This is a genomic window from Demequina muriae, from assembly GCF_030418295.1.
Classification (GTDB): domain Bacteria; phylum Actinomycetota; class Actinomycetes; order Actinomycetales; family Demequinaceae; genus Demequina; species Demequina muriae.
In genome coordinates this window covers 1,386,474-1,407,651 of record NZ_JAUHQA010000001.1, presented here as the reverse complement: position 1 = coordinate 1,407,651, position 21,178 = coordinate 1,386,474, and the positions used below count along the sequence as shown (strand labels likewise).

Here is a 21,178-nt window from a genome sequence, read left to right as displayed (position 1 = left end):
CGCTGGGGGATGGTCGCTGCGCATCCGCGCAGCGGTCGTGGGGCGTGACGGCCGATGCGCGCTCACGGCGCGGCCGTCGGTTCGGGATCGGGGGTGGGCTCGGGGTCCGGCGGGGGCTCCTCGTAGGCGCACGTCACCGTCGTCGACCACGCGTTCATGCCCGCGAGCGCACCTGAGAACGACACGTCCCACCGCATGCGACGCATGTCCTCGATCGCGACCGCGTCGCCTCCCGACTGGCCGAGCATGGTGCTGGTCGCTGTGTAGTGCGCCCCCGTGGCAGAGACGGTGATGCCACCGATGTCCGGGTCGACGCCGGCACGGCATTCCTGAACCTGGATCTCGATCGGATACAGCGGCGAGCCCTCCTGGGCCGGAACGACTGACGTCTGGTTCGAGCACTGGGTGTCGCCGCCGCCGTAGTCGATGCAGTAGCGGGCACGCACCTCGGAGACCGAGCCGACGGGGAGCGAGAAGTCGCTGCTCCAGCCGCTGCCGTTGACGGAGTACTGCGTGTCCATGCCGTAGGGGCGGTCGGGCTGCGGCGACTCCACACCCGTGGCGCACCACCACTCGCTGCCGCTGCAGTTCGCGTCGACGCGGTAGCCGCGCCGGAAGGTCGGTGCACCGGGCTCGAGGTAGGAGTAGACCCGCTTGTCGAGGGTGTTCGACGGAGCGAAGGTGGCGCCGCCGTACCGGCTCTCGCCGCAGAGCGTGAACTCCGTGCGCCGGTTGGGTTCGACGTCCGCGCTCACCTGGCCCTGACCGCCCGAGGTCTGCACCAGACCCGTGCAGGTGCCTCCCCGGCGAATGCCGACCCACGTCTGTGAGCCCTCGCCGCCCGAGCGCACCTGCACGGTGAACGTGACGCGGCTGCGGCTGTCGTTCAGCGAGTAGGTCGCCTGCAGCAGTTCGGGGGCCCCCACCCCGTTAGCGGTGAAGCTGGTGGATTCGCCGCTGGCGCTGCCGCCGCCCACGGGCGGGATCTCGAGGGCGGTCGTGGGCGTCACGCTCACGGTCTGCGCCTGGTTGGATCCCACCTCGAAGCCCTGGATCGCAAGGGTGCGCCCGCTCACCGCGTACTCGCGCGTCGCGCCCGAGGGGCTGGCCAGCGTCACAGATCGCGTGGTCGGGTCCTGGATCCGCATGGTCACGTCGATGCGTCCTCCAGCGCCCCCGGTCTCGCGGGTGGGCTCCCATGCGATCTCGGTGGGCGCCGACGGTGGCGCATATGCCCACGCCGTCACGGACACCCCGTCGCGGGACTGACCGACGGCGTTGACTGCGCGTGCGGTGTACTGACGCTTGTCGCCATTCGAGAGTCCGGACAGCTCGGGGCACGCACCGCGGGCCGAGCAGGTGGCCACCCGGGCGTTGCCGTCGAAGACCTCGAATCCCGAGATCGCGGGGTACGCGGCGCTCGCCGGGCCCGGCGTCACCGCCAGTGTCACGCGACCGTCGGCGAACCCCGTCTGACGGATCTCGGCGGGTGCAGCCGGGAAGCCCTGCAGGTCGAGGCTGATCGAGCCCTGTCGGTCACCCGCGCTCACGCGTCCCTGAGCGTCGCGCACGGAGAAGTTCGCGTCGCACACGGCACCTGGGGCGTCCTGCGCCCATGAGGCACGCACCGTGCGGTCGTCGACTCGGCTCCACGAGACCTGGGGACAGGACGCGGCGCCCGCCACGTCGACCAACTCGAGCGGGGTGCCGGGCAGCGGGTTGACTTCGCCGGAGACGCCCGCGACCGTGACCGTGCACGAGGAGCCCGAGGCCTGCGAGCACCGCTGCACGACGCTTGCGCCCTTGGGCAGCTCGGACGGCGCCGGACCGACCTCGAGCGACAGCGACGTCGCCGGGGTCGCAGGGTCGGACGGGAGGGAGACGGTCACGACGTCCTGGCGTCCCGGGATGGAGGCGTCCTTCGCCGTCACTGTCAGCACCGTCCCGGAGCGCGACACCTCGAAGTGCTGTCCCGAGTAGTCGGTGAAGTACTCGACGGCGCGCGGGGCGGAGCCCTGGGGCCAGGACACCATCTGCTCCACGTCGAACGTGGTCGTCTCGCCCGGCGACAGTTCGAGCGACGCGCCGGTGAGGAGGGGCTGCGGGTCCTCGGCGATGATCACGATCGGCACCGGCAGCACGGTGGGCTCGTCCTGACCCGCCAGCGTGACAGGCACCAGGCACGTGTCCGTGTAGGGGTCGCCCATGCCGGCGGTGTACCGCAGGGTGGTGCCGGACACGAGTTCGCACGTCGAGTCCGCGCGGTGTCCCGACGCGGCCACGCCGCTCCCGTCGATGGCGAGGTCGAATCCCTCGGGGATCGCGGCGAGTTCGACCAGGTCGAACGTGACCGACTCTCCCTCATCCACCTCCGGCGGTGCGAAGTCGTCGCGCAGCGCGACGCGGATCTCCTCGGCGCCAGGCACACGCAGGAACCCGTAGGACACCACCTGCTCGCCGGCGTAGTCCGGACCGGTCACCTGGAACGGCACCAGTCGCGTGACCTCGGGCAGCGGGCCCGCGATGGTGCGGCCCTCGAGCGTCAGGTCCGGCTGGTCCCCCCACAGGGACAGTTCGAGGTCGGCGGTCTCACCCGAGCTCCACGACACGCGGTCCGTGAGGACGTCCACCCCTGTCGCGAAGGTGTCGCGGTTCTCGGCGGTCAGCACCGTGTCGTCGACCACCGGCACGTCTGCGACGGGGTCGCGCACGGCCTTGAGGACGATCCGGCCGATCGCCGTCGAGCCGCCGGGGTTCTCCACGGTGTAGACGAAGGAATGCGTGCCGGGCTCCTCGCCGACGGACAGCGTCACGCGACCGTCCTCGACCGACTCGAGCCGGTCGCTCAACGCCGCGAACTCCTGCGACGCCGGATCCGCATCGGGGCGCACCGACAGCAGCTCCAGGTCTCCGCCGGCAAGATCGATGTCGTTGCCGACGGGGTCGAGGCTGACCCTGCGGTCGGGACCGACCTGCGCCTGCACGTAGTCCGAGTAGGTGACGGGGCGCGGGTCGACGTCGGCGGCGAGCACTCCGACAGTCGCGGTCGCCACCGCCGCCTGCCCGCGGGCGTCGACCACGCTGTAGTCGAACGCCACCTGCCCGGCGAAGCCCGCATCGGCCGTGTACACAATGGACTGGCCGTCGGAGGAGACGCGCGCAGAACCCGATTCCGGCTGGGCCTCGATGCGTTGCAGCGCCACCGCGTCGCCGTCGGGGTCGGTCCCCGTGCCGTCGAAGGGAAGACGGACCGTCTGCCCCGAGGCCACCCTGCCGCTGAGCGGGATCGGCGTCGGCGGCGCGTTCGTGTCCGATTCGAGCACTGTCACGACCACCGTGGCCGTGTCGCGCTGCGCGGGGTAGCCGAGCACGTACGTGGCGTAGGAGATCTCGTGCACGCCGGGCTCGTCCGGAGCGAGATACCGCACGGTCGAGCGCGCGGGGAAGGCCAGCCCCGCTCCCTCGCTCGCCTCGACCGACGCGGCGTCAAGCGCGATGACGTTGCCCGCCGGGCCCACGTCGTTGGCGAGCACGTCGACATCCGCCTGCGTCCCGACGCGCACGGTGATGGCGTCGTCCACGGCGAGCGGCGTCGAGGGCGCCTCCGAATCGAGCAGCATCACCGTGACCTCTCCACGTGCCGTCGCCTCGGTGCGCCCGGACCCGTCCGAGACGCTGTACCGCAGCACGCCCAGCAGTCCGGGCTGGGCGTCCGCGGTCTCGCCGCTGATCCGCAGCGCGGAGTGCCCCACGATGTCCGCCGAGAGCCGCGCGCCTTCCGCGGGCTCAGTCTCGAGCTCGCTCAGCAGCAGCACGTGCCCGCCGGGGTTGGTCACGGAGGACAGGACGTCGATGGTGGCGTCTTCGCGCGACCGGACGAAGGCGGTCAGCGGCACGGTGGACAGCCGCTCCTGCTCAGGCGTGATGACGGTGATGCGGGCCGAGGCTCGCACCTCCGCCACCCCGTCGGTCAGGGTGTAGTCGACCACGTAGGAGCCGGCCTCCGGCGCCGTGAAGGTGAAGCCCACCGTGCCCTGGGCCACGGCGACCGTCGCGTCGTCGCTCGTGTCGGAGGCCGCCTCGGTGACGACCAGCGGCCCGCGCGCCCCGGACACGAGGTCCGCCACGTCCACGGTGGTGGTGACCCCTGCGGTGACGGTGGCCACGACGTCGTCGGCGCGCAGCTCGGGCTCTCCCATCACCGTGACGGTCAGGGTGCGCTCCGCCTGCGCGCCGTACGCGTCCGAGACGGTCACCTCGACCGGCACGGCACCTGACTCGGACGAGGACGCGTTCGTGTGCTGGAACACGACGTCACCCTCGGGTGACGATGCGACCACGCCGGCCGACGCCTCGGTGCGCGCGCTCGCCACATAGATGGGGTCGCCCTCAGGGTCGACCCAGCCCGAGAGCACGTCCACCGACACGGTGCCTCCCGGCGCCACCTGAGGAGCAGGCCACGTGGCGAGGCAGCCCTCGGTGCCGCACCACACGGGCGGGTTGTTCTCGTCGGTGTCCTTCACCGCCAGCGTGACCGATGCGGGCTCGGACAGCAGCCCTTCTCCGGAGGTCCCGTCCGTGACGACGTAGGTGAACGTGGCAGTGCCGGTCGCGTCGGGGGCCACGTCCACCACGACCGTCTGATCATCGTCGCCGACCGTGAGCGTCCCGAACGCGGGGTCGAGGCCCGTCAGCGAGTCCGACACCACGGTGAGCACATCGCCATTGGCATCGTGATCGTTGAGCAGCACCGGCAGGCTCACCTGGCGCCCCGCACGAACGCCGAGGGAATCGTCCGCGGCGACCGGCGGTCGCGGATCCGAGACCTGCGTCGCCACCTCCTGGTCGTCGGGCGCCTGCTGAGACGTGTCGTCCTGCACCCACTGCTGAGAGGAGCGCACGAGCGCGCCCGAGGGCACCCCCCACACCCATCCCGACCGGGCCTCGTTGAGGATCAGGCGCGAGCCATTCGAGCGCAGGCGCGGCGTGCGGCGCTCGCCGAGCGAGCCGTCGCCGTAGTCCAGCTGCGTCGTGGTGCCGTTGGACATCCACAGCGTGCCCGCCCCCTCGCCTGCGGGCAGCCATGCCCCGGCGATGATCGACGTGCCCGGCAGGGCCGCGGGGCGCGCGGGCTGCCCGAGCGCCAGTTCGGTCGATCCGTGCGTCCGTGAGGAGGGCGTGCCGTCGAGGGGCACCGTGACCGAGCCGAACTCATCGGCGATCACGATCCGGTCCGACTCCCGCGACGACTCCTGCAGCAGCGCGCCCTCGGTGGCTGGCGTCGCCACCGGCTCGTCCGTGAGGCTGGACCACACCAGGCCGCTGTCGGCATCGAGGAGCGCCCACTCGGCGCCCACCCAGGCGATCTGCACATCGTCGCTCTCGGGGCCCTCCGGGAGATACACGGTGTCGCGCACCTCGCCCGAGAGCGCATCGGCCAGGAGGACGCTCTGACGCTGGGCCGAATAGGCCGCCAGCTCGCCGTCGACGGAGACCGCGGCGGCGACCGCGCGGAACTGAGGACGATCGTCGCCCTCGGCGACCTCGACGTCTCGATAGGGATCGATCACGCGCGGGGCGATGGCACTGCCGTCGCTCACCGACCCCGCGAGCACCTCGCCGGCCTCGGTGAGGTACGCGACGACGTCGCCGGTGTGGGACACCGCGGTCGTGCCCAGCGGGGTGGACACGGTCTCGTCCCCGCTCGCCTCCCCGACATCGCTGGGTCGTGCCGCGTCGAGCGACGTCACCGAGCCCAGGTTGTCGGAGTACACCAGCAGCGTGCGATCGACCTGCAGGATCTCGCTCGGGTCCTCGACCGCCTTGACGGTGTCGACCTCCGACACGACCGTGTTGATGCGGCCGAACCGTTCGCCGGCGGCGGTCTGAAGCGCCCACACCGACGGGTCGTCCACCTGGACCTCGCGCTCGTCGAAGCCGGGCGACAGGGCGATGCCCACGACCAGGCCCACCAGGACGGCGGCGACCGACGCCCGGCGGACCGTGCGCCAGCGTGCCGCCGTGGCCCGTCCCAGCCCGGCCTCGACGCCGCTCATGCGCTCAAGTCCCCACCACGATCAGCACGGTGATGGCGGCCCCGATCGCGGCGGCGCCGATGACCGCCGCCGTGATCGCCACGGCGCGGCCCACGCGGTTCGCCGCGGCCTCGTGCCGCGTCACGGTGCCGTGCCGCGTGCCGGTCGCGGGCTCTCGTCGCGGGCGACGCGACTCGATCGCGACGGTCGAGCGCGGCATCGGCGTCGCGGGCTCCGTCTCGCGGAGGCCCACCGCCGCCTGCGCCCACTCGTCCGTCGGCACGTCGAGCGGGGTGGGGGGCAGCCCGAGCTCACGCTCGACCTCGCGCAGGGCCTCGCCGAACGCGAGCGCGCTCGGGTACCGGTCGCCCGGCAGTCGCCGCATTCCGCCCTCGAGCACGCGCTCCAGAGAGCCGGGGACGTCCGCACGGCCCGTCGGGGTGTACTTGGCGCGCGAGATGCGGGCACGCAGCTGAAGGTCGTCGCCGCGGCGACCGTCGGGGAGGTCGAACGGAGCGCGCTGGGCGAGCAGGGTGTACACGGTGGCCGCGAGCGCCCACACCTCGGATGCGACGGTGCCGGACGTGCGCTGCTCGACCACCTCAGGCGCGCTCCACGGCGGGGACAGGGCGATGGTCTCGTCCTCGCCCTGGGCCAGCGCCGATGCGACGCCGAAGTCCGACAGGACGGGATGGCCGAAGGAGGTGAGGAGCAGGTTCGAGGGCTTGATGTCGCGGTGCAGCAGGCCCGCGCGGTGCGCGGCCTCGACCGCGCCGGTGATCTTGACGCCGATCGACAGCACCTCGGCCACGGGCATCCGCTCGTTGCGGTAGCGGTTCGTGAGCGAGGAGGGGCAGTACTCGACGACCAGGTACGGCCGGCCGTCGGCGGAGACGCTCGCCTGATAGACCGTGAGGATCGACGGGTGAGAGCTGAGGCTCGCCATGATGTCGGCCTCGGCGGACAGCGTGCGGGCGGCGGCCTGGTCCTCGATGCGGCTCAGCAGCACCTTGACGGCGACGAGTCGGTGCGGCATGTCCTGCTGGAACAGGAACACGTCCGCGAAGCCGCCGGAGCCCAGCGGCCGGATGTACGTGTACCCAGGCAGCACCGGGGGGCTGAGCGGCTGACGACGCACCACGGCCCCTCCCTCCCGTTCACAACTCGTGCCACCGTGCTGCGGCCGGACGGCCGTGGGAACGCAGGTCACTCTAACCCACGGCACACGCCGTCAGAAGGGCCCGCGCGGCCCATGTGACTGATGCCACCCGTGGGTTCAGGAGCGGCGCTGCGTCACTCGTTCGCCTCGGCGGCGTACGCCTCGACTGGGGGGCACGAGCAGACCAGATGACGGTCGCCATGAGCGTTGTCGATGCGCGACACTGGCGCCCAGTACTTGTCCTGGCGCAGGCCGGGCACCGGGAAGGCCGCCTGCTCGCGCGAATAGGCGCGGTCCCAGGCGTCGGAGACCACCGCATCGGCCGTGTGGGGCGCGTGCCGCAGCGGCGAGTCCACTGCGGCGACGTCGCCACGCTCGACGGCGGCGATCTCTTCTCTGATCACCAGCATCGCGTCGATGAAGCGGTCGATCTCGCCCAGGTCCTCCGACTCGGTCGGCTCGACCATCAGCGTGCCGGCGACGGGGAAGGACATCGTCGGCGCGTGGATCCCGAAGTCGATGAGCCGCTTCGCGATGTCCTCGTTGGTGATTCCCGTGGCCTTCGCGATCGGACGGATGTCGAGGACGCACTCGTGCGCCACCAGTCCGCCCGGCCCGCGGTACAGCACCGGGTAGGCGTCCTGGAGTCGCGTCGCGACGTAGTTCGCCGCGAGGACGGCGGTCTCCGTGGCGCGCATCAGACCCTCGTGCCCCATGAGCGCGATGTACGCCCACGTGATCGGAAGGATGCCGGCCGATCCGTAGGGCGCGGCGCTCACCGGTGCACCGCGTCGTTGCAGCTCCGCAGGGCGCTGGATGGTCTGGCGCAGCGCGGGCAGGTACGGCACCAAGTGCTTGGCGACCGCGACGGGGCCGACTCCGGGCCCGCCGCCGCCGTGTGGGATGCAGAACGTCTTGTGGAGGTTCAGGTGGGAGACGTCGCCGCCGAAGTGGCCGGGCTTCGCGAGCCCGACGAGCGCGTTGAGGTTGGCTCCATCGATGAAGACCTGACCCCCGGCGTCGTGGACGGCGGCGCAGACCTCGCCCACATGCGCCTCGTACACGCCGTGCGTGGACGGGTAGGTGATCATCATGCAGGCGACGCGACCCTCGTGCTCCGCGAGCTTCGCGCGCAGGTCATCGGTGTCGACCTCGCCGTCGGGCGCGGTCGCCACGACCACGACGCGCAGTCCCGCCAGGACGGCGGACGCGGCGTTCGTGCCATGGGCCGATGCGGGGATCAGGCAGACGTCCCGCTCGGCGTGGCCGTTGTCGCGGTGGTAGGCCCGGATCGCGAGCAGCCCCGCGTACTCGCCCTGGGCGCCCGAGTTGGGCTGCACCGACACGGCGGCATAGCCCGTGATCTCGGCGAGCCAGCCCTCGAGCTGAGCGATCATGTCGCGGTACCCGGCCGTCTGGTTCGACGGGGCGAACGGGTGGATGCGGGCGAATCCCGGCCAGCTGATGGGTGCCATCTCCACGGCGGCGTTGAGCTTCATCGTGCACGAGCCCAGCGGAATCATGGTGCGGTCCAGTGCCAGGTCGCGGTCCGCGAGCCGGCGCATGTAGCGCATGAGGGACGTCTCCGAGCGGTACTGGTGGAAGACGGGGTGCGTGAGGTAGTCGCTCGTGCGGCGCAGCGACCGCGGGATCGCGACGCGGGGCGCGGTGTACACCGCGTGGCGCTTGACGGCCGTGACCGCCTCGACGAGGTGGTGGAGGATGTCGAGGCTCGTCACCTCGTCGCACGCCATCGCGACGTGATCGTCGTCGACGCGGCGCAGGTTGATGTCGGCGGCCGCCGCGCGGGCGATCACCGAGTCCGCTCCGCCGTGCACCTCGGCCACCACGGTGTCGAAGAAGTTCTCGTGCTTGATGCGCACGCCCGCCGCCGTGAGCGCATCGGCCAGCGTGACGGCCGTGTTGTGGACCTGCTGCGCGATGGCGCGCAGGCCGTCGGGTCCGTGGTGGATCGCGTAGAACCCGGAGACGATCGCGAGCAGCGCCTGCGCCGTGCAGATGTTGGACGTCGCCTTGTCGCGGCGGATGTGCTGCTCGCGCGTCTGCAGCGCGAGCCGGTACGCCGGACGTCCGTCCGCATCGACGCTCACGCCGACCAGGCGGCCGGGCAGCTGGCGCTCGAGGCCGTCCCGCACCGCCATGAACGCGGCGTGGGGGCCGCCGAAGAACAGCGGCACGCCGAATCGCTGGGCGGAGCCGACCGCGATGTCCGCGCCGATCTCGCCGGGCGCCTTGACCATGGTGAGCGACAGCAGGTCGGCCGCGACGGTGACCAGTCCGCCCGTCGCGTGAGCGGCGGCGACGACGTCCTGGATCTCGCGCAGCACCCCGGTGGAGCCGGGCTGCTGAAGGACCAGGCCGATGAGGTCCGCAGGCGCCTCCCACCCGGCATCGATGTCCTGGATCTCGAGGCGAAGACCGATCGCCTCGGCGTGGGCCTCGACCACCGCGATGGTCTGCGGCAGGCACTCCGAGTCGAGCACGACGACCCCGCCCTCGCGGTCCTTGACCGCGCGGCGCATCAGCAGGACGGCCTCGGACACCGCCGTGGCCTCGTCCAGCAGCGACGCGCCCGCGACCGGCAGCGCGGTGAGGTCGGAGATCATCGTCTGGAAGTTCAGCATCGCCTCGAGCCGGCCCTGCGAGATCTCGGCCTGGTACGGCGTGTACGCCGTGTACCAGGCGGGGTTCTCGAGCACATTGCGGCGGATCACCATGGGCGTGATCGTGTCGTAGTAGCCCTGGCCGATCATCTGGGTGTGGACCTGATTGCGCTGCGCGAAGGCCTGCAGGGCGCTCAGCGCACCGTACTCCGTGAGCGGATCCGGAAGCACCAGCACGTCGTCCTGACGGATGGACTCCGGCACCGCCGTCTCCGCGAGGACAGCGAGCGACGGATGGCCCACGGCCGCGAGCATCGTCTCGATGGCGGTCTCGTCGGGGCCGATATGGCGGTCAGCGAAGGAGGTCACGGGCCCATTGTGTCTCAAAGCCCCTGGACGCGACAGAGGCCCGCGGCGAACCGCCGCGTGCGGCCCTCATGCAGCGGCCCTGTGCCACCATGTGGGCACGAGGAGGTCGGCGATGGACGTGATGCTTGGCGCGGTGCTCGGCGCGGTGCTGGGCTGGGGCGCCTCCCGCACCCACCCTGCGGTGGACGCCGGCGCCATCATCGGAGTGCTCAGCGGTCTGGTGGGCGGGCTCGTCGGCCAGGCATGGCTCGGACCGGCGCTCGCTCCCACGCTGGCGGGCGAGTCGCTTGCCGGTGCGGCCGCTGGCGGGGCCATCGGAGGCCTGGTCCTCGCGCCCCTCGTCGGCGTCGCGATCAACCAGCTCCGTCACAGGCAGCGCCGCAGCACCGGCTCCGACCACTAGCCTGAATGCCGTGAAGCTCGTCGTCCAGATCCCCTGCCTCGACGAAGAGGCGACCCTCGGCGAGGTCCTCGCGGGCATTCCCACCGCCATCCCCGGCATCGACGAGATCGAAGTCGTGGTGATCGATGACGGCTCGTCCGACGGGACCTCGCGGATCGCCCACGAGCACGGCGCACATGTGATCCGGCACGTCCGCACCATGGGGCTCGCACAGTCGTTCCGCGATGGCATCGACCACGCCCTCTCCCGCGGCGCGGACATCGTGGTCAACACCGATGGTGACAACCAATACCCGCAGCACCGCATCGGCGACCTGGTCGCCCCCATCGTCGCGGGCGAGGCGGAGATCGTCATCGGCGATCGGCAGACGCACACCATCGCGCACTTCTCCCCGTTCAAGAAGACGATGCAGCGGTTCGGCTCCTGGGTGGTGAACCGCGCGGCCGGCACGCGCCTGCCCGATGCGGCCTCGGGCTTCCGCGCGTACTCGCGGTACTCGCTGTACCGCCTCAACATCGTCACGCGGTTCAGCTACACGATGGAGACGATCATCCAAGCGGGCGACAAGCGCCTTGCGATCGCGTCGGTCCCGATCATCACCAACCCCAAGACGCGCGAGTCGCGGCTGTTCCGCAACGTCGGGGAGCACATGCTGAAGTCTGCGCAGGCGATCCTGCGCTCGTCGATCATGTTCCGCCCGTGGATGCTGTTCGCGTGGCTCGCCTCGCTGTTCGGCATCCTGGGCGCGATCCCGTTCGTGCGGTTCGTCATCCTGCGCGCCCTCGGCAACGACGGCAACCACATCCAGTCGTTGATCTTCGGCACCATCATGCTGGTGGGCGCCGGGCTGTCGCTGGCGCTGGGAATCCTCTCCGACCTCATGAAGACCAACCGCATCCTCCATGAGCAGGCGCTCGAGCGCATGAAGGAGCAGCAGTACGGGCCTGCGATGTCGCCGCTGCAGCGATTCGAGCCCGATGCCGCAGAGGACGCCTGACCTCCGCCACTGCCCTCTCTTTGTGTCCGCCGTGTGAATTCTTGGCCTCCGTGGACACAGGTCCTATGTCGCGCGCCATAGATTGGGAGGTGTGAATGACACCACCGCACCCTCCGCCGCCCGCGAGCACACCGTCGAGAGCTTCACCCGCGAGTTCCTGCGGGAAGTGAACTTCGGTCAGGGCGTCGACCTCGATCGAGCCTCCACGAACGACAAGTACCTCGCGCTCGCGCGCACGGTGCGGGCCTACCTCACCACTCGATGGCTCGAGACTCTCCGCACCCAGCGCCGGGAGCAGAAGAAGGCCGTCGCCTACATGTCCGCTGAGTTCCTGCTCGGACGCCAGCTCGAGAACAACCTGCTCGCCACCGACCTGGGCGAGATCGCTCGCGACTCTCTCGACCTGCTGGGCATCGACCTCGTCGAGCTGTGCAACACGGAGATCGAGCCCGGGCTGGGCAACGGTGGCCTGGGCCGCCTCGCGGCGTGCTTCGTCGACTCGCTCGCCACGGAGAACGTGCCGTCCATCGGCTACGGCATCCGCTACGAGTACGGCATCTTCCGCCAGCGCTTCGAGGATGGCCGCCAGGTGGAGGAGCCGGACGAGTGGCTGCGCCTGGGCTCCCCCTGGGAGATGCCCCACCCGGAGAACGCGGTCAAGGTGGGATTCGGCGGCCGAGTCGAGGCCTGGAAGGACGAGTCGGGACGCGCGCATCGGCGCTGGAGTCCCGACTGGCACGTCACCGGCGTGCCCTACAACTACATGGTGCCGGGCTACCGCAACGGCCGCGTCAACACGCTGCGGCTGTGGTCCGCACGCGCGACCCAGGCCTTCGACCTCGCGATCTTCAACGCCGGCGACTACACCGACGCCGTGCGCGCGCAGACGCAGGCGGAGAACATCTCCAAGGTGCTCTATCCCGAGGACTCGACGCCCCAGGGCAAGGAGCTGCGGCTCCAGCAGCAGTACTTCTTCGTGGCGTGCTCGCTGCGCGACTTCGTCGAGAAGGTGCTGCCGGAGGACTTCGACCTCCACCGCCTGCCGGAGCGGATCACGTTCCAGCTGAACGACACCCACCCCGTCATCGCGGTGCCCGAGCTGATGCGCCTGCTGATCGACGAGCGCGGCTGGGAGTGGGCCGACGCCTGGGCCGTCACTCAGAAGGTGTTCGCGTACACCTGCCACACGCTGCTGCCGGAGGCCCTCGAGGTCTGGCCGGTCGACCTGCTGGGCCGGCTGCTGCCGCGCCACCTCGAGATCATCTACCGCATCAACGAGGAGTTCCTCGAGCAGGTGCGGGAGGCGTTCCCGGGCGACATGCTGCGCGAGCGCCACATGTCGATCATCGCCGAGGAGCCGGTGCGCTCCGTCCGCATGGCCTACCTCGCGACCGTGGCCGGCGCCAAGGTCAACGGCGTCGCCGAGCTGCACTCGCAGCTGCTGCGCGACAAGGTGCTCTCCGACTTCGCCGAGATGTTCCCCCACAAGTTCACGAACGTCACCAACGGCGTGACCCCGCGACGGTTCATGGCGCTGTCCAACCCGCGGCTGAGCGCGCTCATCACCGAGGCGATCGGCGAGGGCTGGGTCACCGACCTGGAGCGTCTGCGCGAGCTCGAGCCGCTCGCCGACGACGCCGAGTTCCGGCGTCGGTTCCGTGAGGTCAAGAGCCACAACCGCGCACGCTTCGCGGGCGTGATCGCCGAGCGGGACGGCATCGAGATCTCGCCCGACGCGATGGTCGACGCGATGGTCAAGCGGCTGCACGAGTACAAGCGCCAGTCGCTCAAGCTGCTGCACATCGTGTCGCTGTACGAGCGCATCACGAGCGGCGCCCTGCCCCTCGCGGACGTGACGCCCCGGACCTTCGTGTTCGGCGCCAAGGCGGCGCCCGGCTACGTGCGCGCCAAGGAGACCATCGCGCTCATCAACGCCGTCGGCAGGACGATCAACGCGGACGCCTCGCTCGAGGGCCGCCTCAAGGTCGCCTTCCCTGCGAACTACAACGTGACGCTCGCCGAGACGCTCATCCCGGCGGCGGACCTGTCCGAGCAGATCTCCCAGGCGGGCAAGGAGGCCTCGGGCACCGGCAACATGAAGTTCGCGCTCAACGGCGCGCTCACCGTCGGCACCGACGACGGCGCGAACGTGGAGATCCGCCAGCTCGTGGGCGACGATCACTTCTTCCTGTTCGGCATGGACGAGCCCGCGGTGTCCGACCTCCAGGCCAGCGGCTACCGCTCGGCCTCGTACTACGAGCAGGACAAGGACCTGCGCGCGGCTCTCGACATGATCGCCTCCGGCGCCTTTACCGGCGGCGACCGCGGATCGTTCGTGTCCTCCATCACCGCGAGCCTCATCGAGCGCGACCGGTTCATGGCACTCGCCGACTTCCGCGCCTACGTGGACGCTCAGGAGCGCGTGGAGGCCCACTGGGCGGACCAGGAGGCGTGGACCAGGTCCGCCGTGCTCAACGTGGCCCGCAGCGGGTACTTCAGCTCGGACCGGTCGATCAGGGACTACCTGGCGCGCATCTGGAACGCCTGACCCTGCCCCAACCCACGCAAGTGTCGAATCGCGTGCGCGATTGCACCGAGAACCGCACATAGATCGACACTTGCGCCCGGTGCGGGCAGTGGCCGACGGCGGACGGCGGCGGGAGTGCGGCCGATGCGCGGGTCGGGTGAGAGGCGAGCGCAGGCGCGCGGGTAGGCGCCGCACAGCTGGCGCTCGGGGGCCGATGCGCCCAGGGCGTCAGAGCGTGCGGCGGCCTCGCAGCCGGTCCAGCTGACGGCGCTCCCGCTTGGTGGGCCGGCCCGCGCCGCGATCCCGTGCCCCCACCGCAGCGGGCCGCTCGACGCGCGGGGGCGGCGGCGGGCTGTGGTCGACATACGCCGCCTGTGCGACAGGCGCGCTCACGCGCTTGACGAGCAGCTGGCGGACCTCGACGATCTTGATCTGCTCGTGGAGGCGCACCTCGACGCGGTCGCCGGCACGGACCGTGGTCGAGGCCTTCGCCCGGTCGCCGTTGACCCGCACGTGCCCGGCGCGGCATGCGGCCGTGGCCTGCGAGCGGGTCTTCGCGAGCCGCACAGCCCAGACCCACGCATCGGCCCTCGCGCTCGTCCTGCTCTCCACGCGATCAGCCTACGTGCGAGCGCGGAGGCGAGCGCGCATCGGCCGGGCATACCCTTGGCGGCATGGACATCATCCTCGAAATCATCGGCTGGACCGGCTCGCTGCTCATCGTCTGGTCGCTCATGCAGGCGCGCGTGCTCAAGTTCCGGTGGATGAACCTCGCGGGCGCCGCGATCGCCACCGTGTACAACGGGATCATCGGGATCTGGCCGTTCGCGTTCATGAACCTCGCGATCACGGTGATCGACATCTACTGGCTCATCCGGCTCTACCGCGAATCGCACGACGAGGCGGTCTACCAGGTGCTCTCCGTCGACGCCGACAACGCCTTCCTGCGTCGCGTGCTCGAGGAGCATGCGGAGGACGTGAAGACCCACGAGCCCGCCTTCGACATCGACGCCGACGCGGGCACCGCAGCCGGCGGCACGCGCCACACGTTCCTGGTGGTGCGCGGCGACGAGGCCGTGGGCATCGTGGTGGTGCGCGATCTCGGCGACGGCCTTGGCCTCGTCGAGCTGGACTGGGTCAAGGAGCGGTTCCGCGACTTCACGCCGGGCGAGTTCGTCTTCCGCAAGTCGCAGGTGCTGTCCGATGCGGGCTTCCGCCGGCTCGAGCTCGCGCCGCACGACGCGACGGACCTGGACTATCTGCGCCGCGTGGGCTTCCACCAGAGCGGCGCCCGCTGGGCACGTGAGGTCACGGCGGCGTGACCCCCGCGACGGGCGCCCGGCACTTCGCCTCGGACAACTACGCCTCCGTCCATCCGGAGGTGCTCGCGGCGATGGCCGACGTCAACGTCGGTCACGACGCCGCGTATGGGGCCGATGCGGCCACGGCCGACTTCGACGCGGCGGTGGCGGCGGAGTTCGGCGAGCATGCGCTCGGGTTCCCCGTGTTCAACGGGACCGGCGCGAACGTCATCGCGCTCATGGCGCTGTCTCCCCGGTGGGGCGGAGTCGTGGCGTCGGAGCACGCGCACATCCATCGGGACGAGAACGGTGCTCCCGAGCGTGTGGGCGGGCTGAAGATCCTCGAAGTGCCGGCGCCGGACGGCCGCATCGATCCGGCCTCGCTGGACGCCTGGGCCGCCGACCTCGGGGATGAACATCGCGCGCAGCCCCTGGTGCTCTCCGTGACGCAGTCCACCGAGCTCGGGACGCTCTACGGCCTGGAATCGCTCGCGGCGCTCGTCGACCGGGCGCACGCGCTCGGCATGAGAGTCCACCTTGACGGGGCGCGGATCGCCAACGCCGCTGCGGCCCTCGGGGTGTCGCTGGCCGAGGCCTGCGCTGGCGCGGACGTGCTGTCGCTCGGCGGCACCAAGAACGGCGCCATGGGTGCCGAGGCCGTGGTCGTGCTCGCTCCCGACCTGCGCGATCGGTTCGCCGCGGAGCTGCCCCACCTGCGCAAGTCCACCATGCAGTTGGGCTCCAAGATGCGGTACGCCTCGGCCCAGCTCACCGCGCTGCTCACGTCGCGCGACGAGTCGGGCGAGCCGCTGTGGCGGCGCAACGCGACCCACGCCAACGCGATGGCGACCGTGCTGCGCCAGGAGTTGGCGCCGCTCGCCGCCGACGGGGTGCTGCGCTTCACTCAGTCAACGCACGCCAATGCGGTGTTCGTCGAGATGCCGCGCACCATGGCCGGCGCGATTCGCGAGACGTTCCGCTTCTACGACTGGCGGCCCGGATCGACCCACGAGACTGTCGAGGTTCGGCTGATGTGCGCGTGGGATACGCGCGCCGAGGACTGCGTCCGGTTGGGCGCGCTGGCCCACGCCGCTGCGCATCCCGGGGCCTGATGGCGCTCGCCTGCCCCTGCGGGTCCGGCTCGCCGTTTGCCGACTGCTGCCGCCCGCTGCTGCGCGGAGAGCGCGAGGCCGCGAGCGCATCGGCCCTGATGCGGTCCCGCTACACCGCGTACGTGCGGCGAGACGAGAACTACCTGCTGCGCACGTGGCACCCCTCGACCCGGCCACCGTCGCTGGATCTGGAGGGCGTGCAGTGGCGCGGACTCGATCTGCACGGCGCCACGGGCGGCGGCGAGGACGACTCGACCGGAACCGTGACGTTCACCGCGCTGTTCGAGGACGAGTCCGGTGCGCCCGGGACGATGCAGGAGTCGAGCAGGTTCGTCCGGGAGCGCGGCCGCTGGCTGTACGTCGACGGAGACGTGCGCTGACCTGACGTCCGGAATGTCTGAGTGCCTGCGTGCGGTTGACGGAGGGGTGGACGGAACTTCCGCCGACGAGAGGAGAGCGCGATGAGCGCACTGATCATCACGACCAACTACGGTGTCGAGCAGGACGAGCTCAAGATGCCGCTCGAGGCGCTCCGCAACGCCGGTGTGCCCGTGACGCTCGCGGCGACCGAGTACAGCCCCGTGCAGTCACTCGTGGGCGACAAGGACCCGGGTGAGACCTTCGAGCCGGACACTCTGCTCGCCGATGTCGAGATGGGCGACTACGCCGTGCTCGTGATTCCCGGCGGCACCATCAACGCCGACAACCTTCGGACGGACGATGCGGCGCTCGCGCTGGTGCGCACGTTCGCTGGGGACGGTCGCACCATCGCGTCCATCTGTCATGGCCCGTGGCTGCTCGCCGAGGCCGACGTCGCTCGCGGCAAGTCGTTGACGTCGTACGAGTCCATCGCGACGGATCTTCGCAACGCGGGCGCGACGTGGGAGGACGTGGAGCTCCGGCGCTGCGAAGAGGAGGGTTGGACTCTCCTCACCTCGCGCAACCCGGGCGACCTCGACGCGTTCTCGCCCGCAGTCGTGGAGGCAGCGCGGTAGGGGCGCTCACCTCCACAACGGCGAAGGCCCCCATCCCGGTGATCCTGGGATGGGGGCCTTCGTGCGCTGCGGGTCAGGGGGTGGTGAAGGACCGCGATCCTGTCCATCGCTGGCGCGCGCCACAGGCCACCTCTCGGCTTCCCTCACATGAGCGATTCTGGGGCCCTTTCCGCCGGATTGCACCCAAACGCTCCCACCCGAGGAGTCCGTCGCAGTGACGACGAAGTCCCGCGAGCGCAGGCCGCGTGACCGTCAGACCGTCACACCGTTAGCAGATCGTCGATGAGGTCGGCCATGTTCTTCGACAGCCGCGCATGACGCTCGGAGACGTAGAGAACAGAACCATTGGTCGTCGTCCGGAGGCCCAGCACGTCATCGCACAGCCACTCCAGTGAGATCCACAGCTGGCCATCGCGGTGCACCGCCTCGGCGTACATGCTGCGCAGGCGTCCGTCGACCACGGCCCCCACGATTCCTCGCGCCAGCTCGACGGTGGTGCCGTTGGCGAAGGTGAGTGTAGCGACCAACCCGTCATCTGCGCTGTCGACGACGGCGCCGAATGCGCTCGCGAGGAATCGCACTGGCACGTACAGATAGGAGCCTCGGACCAGCTCTCCGCCGTCCAGTCCGTGGTACTTGAGTTTGTCGTGCCGAAAGCAAACTCCGCCGATCTCGACCGGCTCATTGTCAACCCACGCGAGCGCACGGTTCTCGGCGATGGCCACCGCATTGGAGTCGCCCACACGAGGACTAATCGTGTCCCTCACCTGAATCGAGCCCTCGTCGCCACGGCGCGTGCCCGAGAACAGATAGTCCCAGACGAGCTCGGCATCGTCAAAGGTCTGTCCATGGTCGCGGTTGAAGACGTCACGGAAGACCACCGGCGCGTGATCGCCTTCATAGAAGGCGAAGTTGCTCTCGCCCTCGATCGCGATCTGGGGCCTGCCTTGCACTCCGTTGATCTCAAGCCAATACTCCCGGTTGCGCCGCACCACCTCGCTCACCCCTGAGGTGTACTGGGGTGGGACCGCGTCGAGGTCCAAACGGCTCTGCCAGATCGCCACCGGCCCAGCAGCGTTCACGGGGCGATCGTTCTCGTCGAACAGCAGCGCGGGGCTGGTGGGTCCACCGGAACCGGCCGCGCCAGCGAGGATGTCGCCGAAGTGGCGGGTGAACTGGTCGGTCATGAGGTTGCCCATGGACATGCCCTGCATGAAGATGCGCGAACCGTCGATCGCGTATGTTTCGCGCATGCGCCCAATGAGCCTGCGGACCATGGCGAGGTCGTGGTTGTCCTCAGGTGAGCGCGGAGGAGGGTTGAGGAAGACGCCGCTGTCATTCGGACGCACCGAGGACTCGAGCTCGTTATCCGCCACCTCGATGAGCCAGAAGCGACGCTGGTGCGCGTTCGGGAAGAGACAGATGAATCCCTCTCGCTCTGCGAGCAACGTCCACGACGTGTAGATCGCCTGGCCCCACCCCGTCATGAGGCCGCCATGCATAGAGACCACCAGCGGTACTGGAGCGCTTCCGTCGTACGAGCTCGGCACGTACGTAAACCACGTGTCCGTGGTGCCCTCGATCACCTCGCCCGTGTGCTCCTGGAGGCCCTCCGGATAGGGGTGTGAATTGTTGCCGTTCTCGTTGACCACGATGTCCGAGCCTTTGATCGCCTCCGGAAGGTAGTCACGATTGTCGTCATCCGGCGTACCGGGGATGAGCGTGATCTTGGTGGATGGCATGAGTCCTCGTTCTCTGGCTGGTCAGCCCTTGACCGCGCCGAGCATGATGCCCTTCGCGAAATACTTCTGGAGCAGCGGGTAGATGATCAGCAGCGGCAACAGTGCCACGAAGGCGACGGCCATGCGCACGGAGACCTGAGGGAGGGCTGCAGTGCTTACCGACGAGCCAGCCTGGCTGCTCGACACTGCCTGGACGTTCTGCACGATCTTCGCGAGGTATGTCTGAATACTGAACATGTTCGAGTCGGACACGTAGTACAGACCATTGGTCCAGTCGTTCCAGTAGAGCAGAGCGATGAATAGTCCAATCGTCGCGAGAATGGGCTTGCCGAGTGGCAGCACCATCGTGAAGTAGATGCGGAAGTAGCCGGCACCGTCCATCTTGGCCGCCTCATAGACCTCCGGCGGGATCGAGTTCGCGTAGAAGGTCCTCATCAGGATGACGTTGAACGCGTTCACGAGGAGCGTCGGGACGATGTACGCAAGCAGGGTGTTCTTCACGCCTAGACCTGAGTACATGATGTACGTCGGCACCAGGCCACCGTTGAACAGCAGAGTGAAGAACACCACGAAGCTGAACGTCCTGCGGCCAGGGAGGTCCGGGACGGAGAGGGCGAATCCCAGTGCGGAGGTGAGCAGCACACCCACCACCGTGCCGATGAGAGTCACGATGATAGTGATCCCGTAGGCGCGCAGGAGCGTGTCGGAGTTCTCGAAGAGGAAGCGGTACGCGTCGAGCGAGAACTGCTCCGGAATGAACGCGTAGCCATTCTTGACCAGGGTCTCCTCGGCGGTGATCGAGGACATGAACAGCAGCACGATGGGCACAACCATCACCACTGTGGTGAGGCCGAGCACCGTGTGGACCACGGCGCGGTACCAACTAAATCGCTTCACGGGTAGCACCCTCCTAGAAGATCGCGCTCTTGGCGTTGTAGCGGCGGACGGCCCAGTTGACGCCGAGCACCAGGACGAACCCCACCATGGACTGGAAGAAGCCGGCGGCTGCGGAGCGCCCGATCCCTCCCACGCTCGTCAGTGCGCGGTAGACGTACGTATCGATGGTCTGCGTGGCGTCGTAGATCGCCCCCGAGTCCATGGGTACCTGGTAGAACAGGCCGAAGTCCGAGTAGAAGATCCGCCCGACGCCCAACAGCACGAGCGTGATGATCGTGGGCATGAGGTTGGGCAACGTCACGTGGCGGAACTGGTCCCAGCGATTCGCTCCGTCCAGCTGGGCGGATTCGTAGAGCGCGCCATCGATCGCCGTCAGGGCGGCGAGGAACAGCAGGGTTGAGAACCCTACGGTCCGCCAGAGGTTCACCAGGATCAGGATCGATGGCCAATGCTCGCCCTCGCCGTACCACTCGACGGGGTCGTCGGCAAAGAACGTGTTGTTCAGCAGACCGTTCTCCTGGCTCAAGAACGCGAAGACGATGTAGCTCACCACAACGATCGAGAGCATGAAGGGCAACAGCACCGACCCCTGATAGAGCTTCTTGAGCTTCTCGCTCACGACATCGTGGATCATCACTGCCAGTGCGATCGCGACGACGTTGGTTACGACTATGAACGCGAGGTTGTAGAGCAGGGTATTGCGCAGAATGATCGATGCGTCACCCGAGCCGAAGAGGAAGACGAAGTTGTCGAGACCCACCCAGGGACTGCCCCAGATGCCTTCCTGGACGTTGAACTTCTTGAACGCGACGACGATGCCTGCCATGGGCACATAGTTGTTGACGGCGAGGTAGACCATCGCGGGCGCCATGAGAAGGAACACGGGCGCGAAGACACGCAGACGGCGTCGCCGAGAGGTCCCCCAGACCGTTGACTTCCGGCGGGGCGGCGGGCCGGCCACCGCGGTCTGCGGCGGCCGGCTCGCGGTCTGCTGAGGAGAGATGAGACTCATGACAT

14 protein-coding genes are annotated in these 21,178 nt (G+C 69.4%); 7 read left to right on the top strand and 7 right to left on the bottom strand.

Translation table 11 applies throughout. From position 1 onward, the window contains the following. Nucleotides 1-62 precede the first annotated feature (62 nt). The 3 genes from QQX02_RS06535 to gcvP all read right to left on the bottom strand — a co-directional run bounded on the left by QQX02_RS06535 (nt 63) and on the right by gcvP (nt 10,187). Nucleotides 63-6,056, bottom strand: a complete 5,994-nt coding sequence (locus QQX02_RS06535) for an Ig-like domain-containing protein (RefSeq protein WP_301142008.1) — start codon at nt 6,054-6,056, stop codon at nt 63-65. 4 nt (nt 6,057-6,060) lie between these two features. Then, complete coding sequence (locus tag QQX02_RS06530; protein ID WP_301142007.1) at nt 6,061-7,176, bottom strand: serine/threonine-protein kinase; 1,116 nt, start codon at nt 7,174-7,176, stop codon at nt 6,061-6,063. 152 nt (nt 7,177-7,328) lie between these two features. Next, nucleotides 7,329-10,187 (bottom strand): aminomethyl-transferring glycine dehydrogenase, encoded by a 2,859-nt coding sequence (gene gcvP, locus QQX02_RS06525; RefSeq protein WP_301142005.1) that lies wholly within the window; start codon nt 10,185-10,187, stop codon nt 7,329-7,331. Between the two features lie 112 nt (nt 10,188-10,299). Between gcvP and QQX02_RS06520 the strand changes: the two genes are divergently transcribed. The 3 genes from QQX02_RS06520 to QQX02_RS06510 all read left to right on the top strand — a co-directional run bounded on the left by QQX02_RS06520 (nt 10,300) and on the right by QQX02_RS06510 (nt 14,135). Next, nucleotides 10,300-10,590 carry a hypothetical protein gene (locus QQX02_RS06520; RefSeq protein WP_301142004.1) on the top strand — a complete coding sequence of 97 codons (291 nt, stop codon included), beginning with the start codon at nt 10,300-10,302 and terminating at the stop codon, nt 10,588-10,590. Between the two features lie 10 nt (nt 10,591-10,600). Next, on the top strand, nt 10,601-11,587 hold the full coding sequence (locus tag QQX02_RS06515; protein ID WP_301142003.1) for a glycosyltransferase family 2 protein: 987 nt from the start codon (nt 10,601-10,603) through the stop codon (nt 11,585-11,587). A gap of 91 nt (nt 11,588-11,678) precedes the next feature. Beyond that, nucleotides 11,679-14,135 carry a glycogen/starch/alpha-glucan phosphorylase gene (locus QQX02_RS06510; RefSeq protein WP_301142002.1) on the top strand — a complete coding sequence of 819 codons (2,457 nt, stop codon included), beginning with the start codon at nt 11,679-11,681 and terminating at the stop codon, nt 14,133-14,135. A 207-nt stretch (nt 14,136-14,342) separates the two neighbouring features. Here the strand turns inward: QQX02_RS06510 and QQX02_RS06505 are convergent, their stop codons facing one another. Next, a complete protein-coding gene (locus QQX02_RS06505) occupies nt 14,343-14,726 on the bottom strand; it encodes an RNA-binding S4 domain-containing protein (protein ID WP_301142001.1) in 384 nt (127 codons plus the stop codon). Between the two features lie 62 nt (nt 14,727-14,788). On the opposite strand from QQX02_RS06505, the gene QQX02_RS06500 reads away from it, so the two are divergent. The 4 genes from QQX02_RS06500 to QQX02_RS06485 all read left to right on the top strand — a co-directional run bounded on the left by QQX02_RS06500 (nt 14,789) and on the right by QQX02_RS06485 (nt 17,522). Next, entirely contained in the window at nt 14,789-15,436 is a 648-nt protein-coding gene (locus QQX02_RS06500) for a hypothetical protein (RefSeq protein ID WP_301142000.1), read from the top strand. Further along, a complete protein-coding gene (locus tag QQX02_RS06495; protein WP_301141998.1) occupies nt 15,433-16,527 on the top strand; it encodes a threonine aldolase family protein in 1,095 nt (364 codons plus the stop codon). Before QQX02_RS06500 ends, QQX02_RS06495 begins: the two co-directional genes overlap by 4 nt. After that, entirely contained in the window at nt 16,527-16,907 is a 381-nt protein-coding gene (locus QQX02_RS06490) for a YchJ family protein (RefSeq protein ID WP_301141996.1), read from the top strand. Before QQX02_RS06495 ends, QQX02_RS06490 begins: the two co-directional genes overlap by 1 nt. Before the next feature lie 81 nt (nt 16,908-16,988). Further along, complete coding sequence (locus QQX02_RS06485) at nt 16,989-17,522, top strand: type 1 glutamine amidotransferase domain-containing protein (RefSeq protein WP_301141994.1); 534 nt, start codon at nt 16,989-16,991, stop codon at nt 17,520-17,522. A 260-nt stretch (nt 17,523-17,782) separates the two neighbouring features. Here QQX02_RS06485 and QQX02_RS06480 read toward each other — a convergent pair whose 3' ends face one another. The 3 genes from QQX02_RS06480 to QQX02_RS06470 are packed head-to-tail and all read right to left on the bottom strand — an operon-like array spanning nt 17,783 to nt 21,173. Further along, nucleotides 17,783-19,264, bottom strand: a complete 1,482-nt coding sequence (locus QQX02_RS06480) for a stalk domain-containing protein (protein WP_301141993.1) — start codon at nt 19,262-19,264, stop codon at nt 17,783-17,785. 21 nt (nt 19,265-19,285) lie between these two features. Beyond that, complete coding sequence (locus QQX02_RS06475) at nt 19,286-20,161, bottom strand: carbohydrate ABC transporter permease (RefSeq protein WP_301141991.1); 876 nt, start codon at nt 20,159-20,161, stop codon at nt 19,286-19,288. A 13-nt stretch (nt 20,162-20,174) separates the two neighbouring features. Continuing rightward, entirely contained in the window at nt 20,175-21,173 is a 999-nt protein-coding gene (locus QQX02_RS06470) for an ABC transporter permease (protein WP_301141989.1), read from the bottom strand. Nucleotides 21,174-21,178: the final 5 nt, after the last annotated feature.

Bases quoted from the DNA above. Each gene is read 5' to 3' on its own strand.
- QQX02_RS06490 (WP_301141996.1), top strand. From the start codon at position 16,527: ATGGCGCTCGCCTGCCCCTGCGGGTCCGGCTCGCCGTTTGCCGACTGC.
- QQX02_RS06480 (WP_301141993.1), bottom strand. From the start codon at position 19,264: ATGCCATCCACCAAGATCACGCTCATCCCCGGTACGCCGGATGACGAC.
- QQX02_RS06535 (WP_301142008.1), bottom strand. From the start codon at position 6,056: ATGAGCGGCGTCGAGGCCGGGCTGGGACGGGCCACGGCGGCACGCTGG.
- QQX02_RS06500 (WP_301142000.1), top strand. From the start codon at position 14,789: ATGGACATCATCCTCGAAATCATCGGCTGGACCGGCTCGCTGCTCATC.
- QQX02_RS06520 (WP_301142004.1), top strand. From the start codon at position 10,300: ATGGACGTGATGCTTGGCGCGGTGCTCGGCGCGGTGCTGGGCTGGGGC.
- QQX02_RS06470 (WP_301141989.1), bottom strand. From the start codon at position 21,173: ATGAGTCTCATCTCTCCTCAGCAGACCGCGAGCCGGCCGCCGCAGACC.
- QQX02_RS06485 (WP_301141994.1), top strand. From the start codon at position 16,989: ATGAGCGCACTGATCATCACGACCAACTACGGTGTCGAGCAGGACGAG.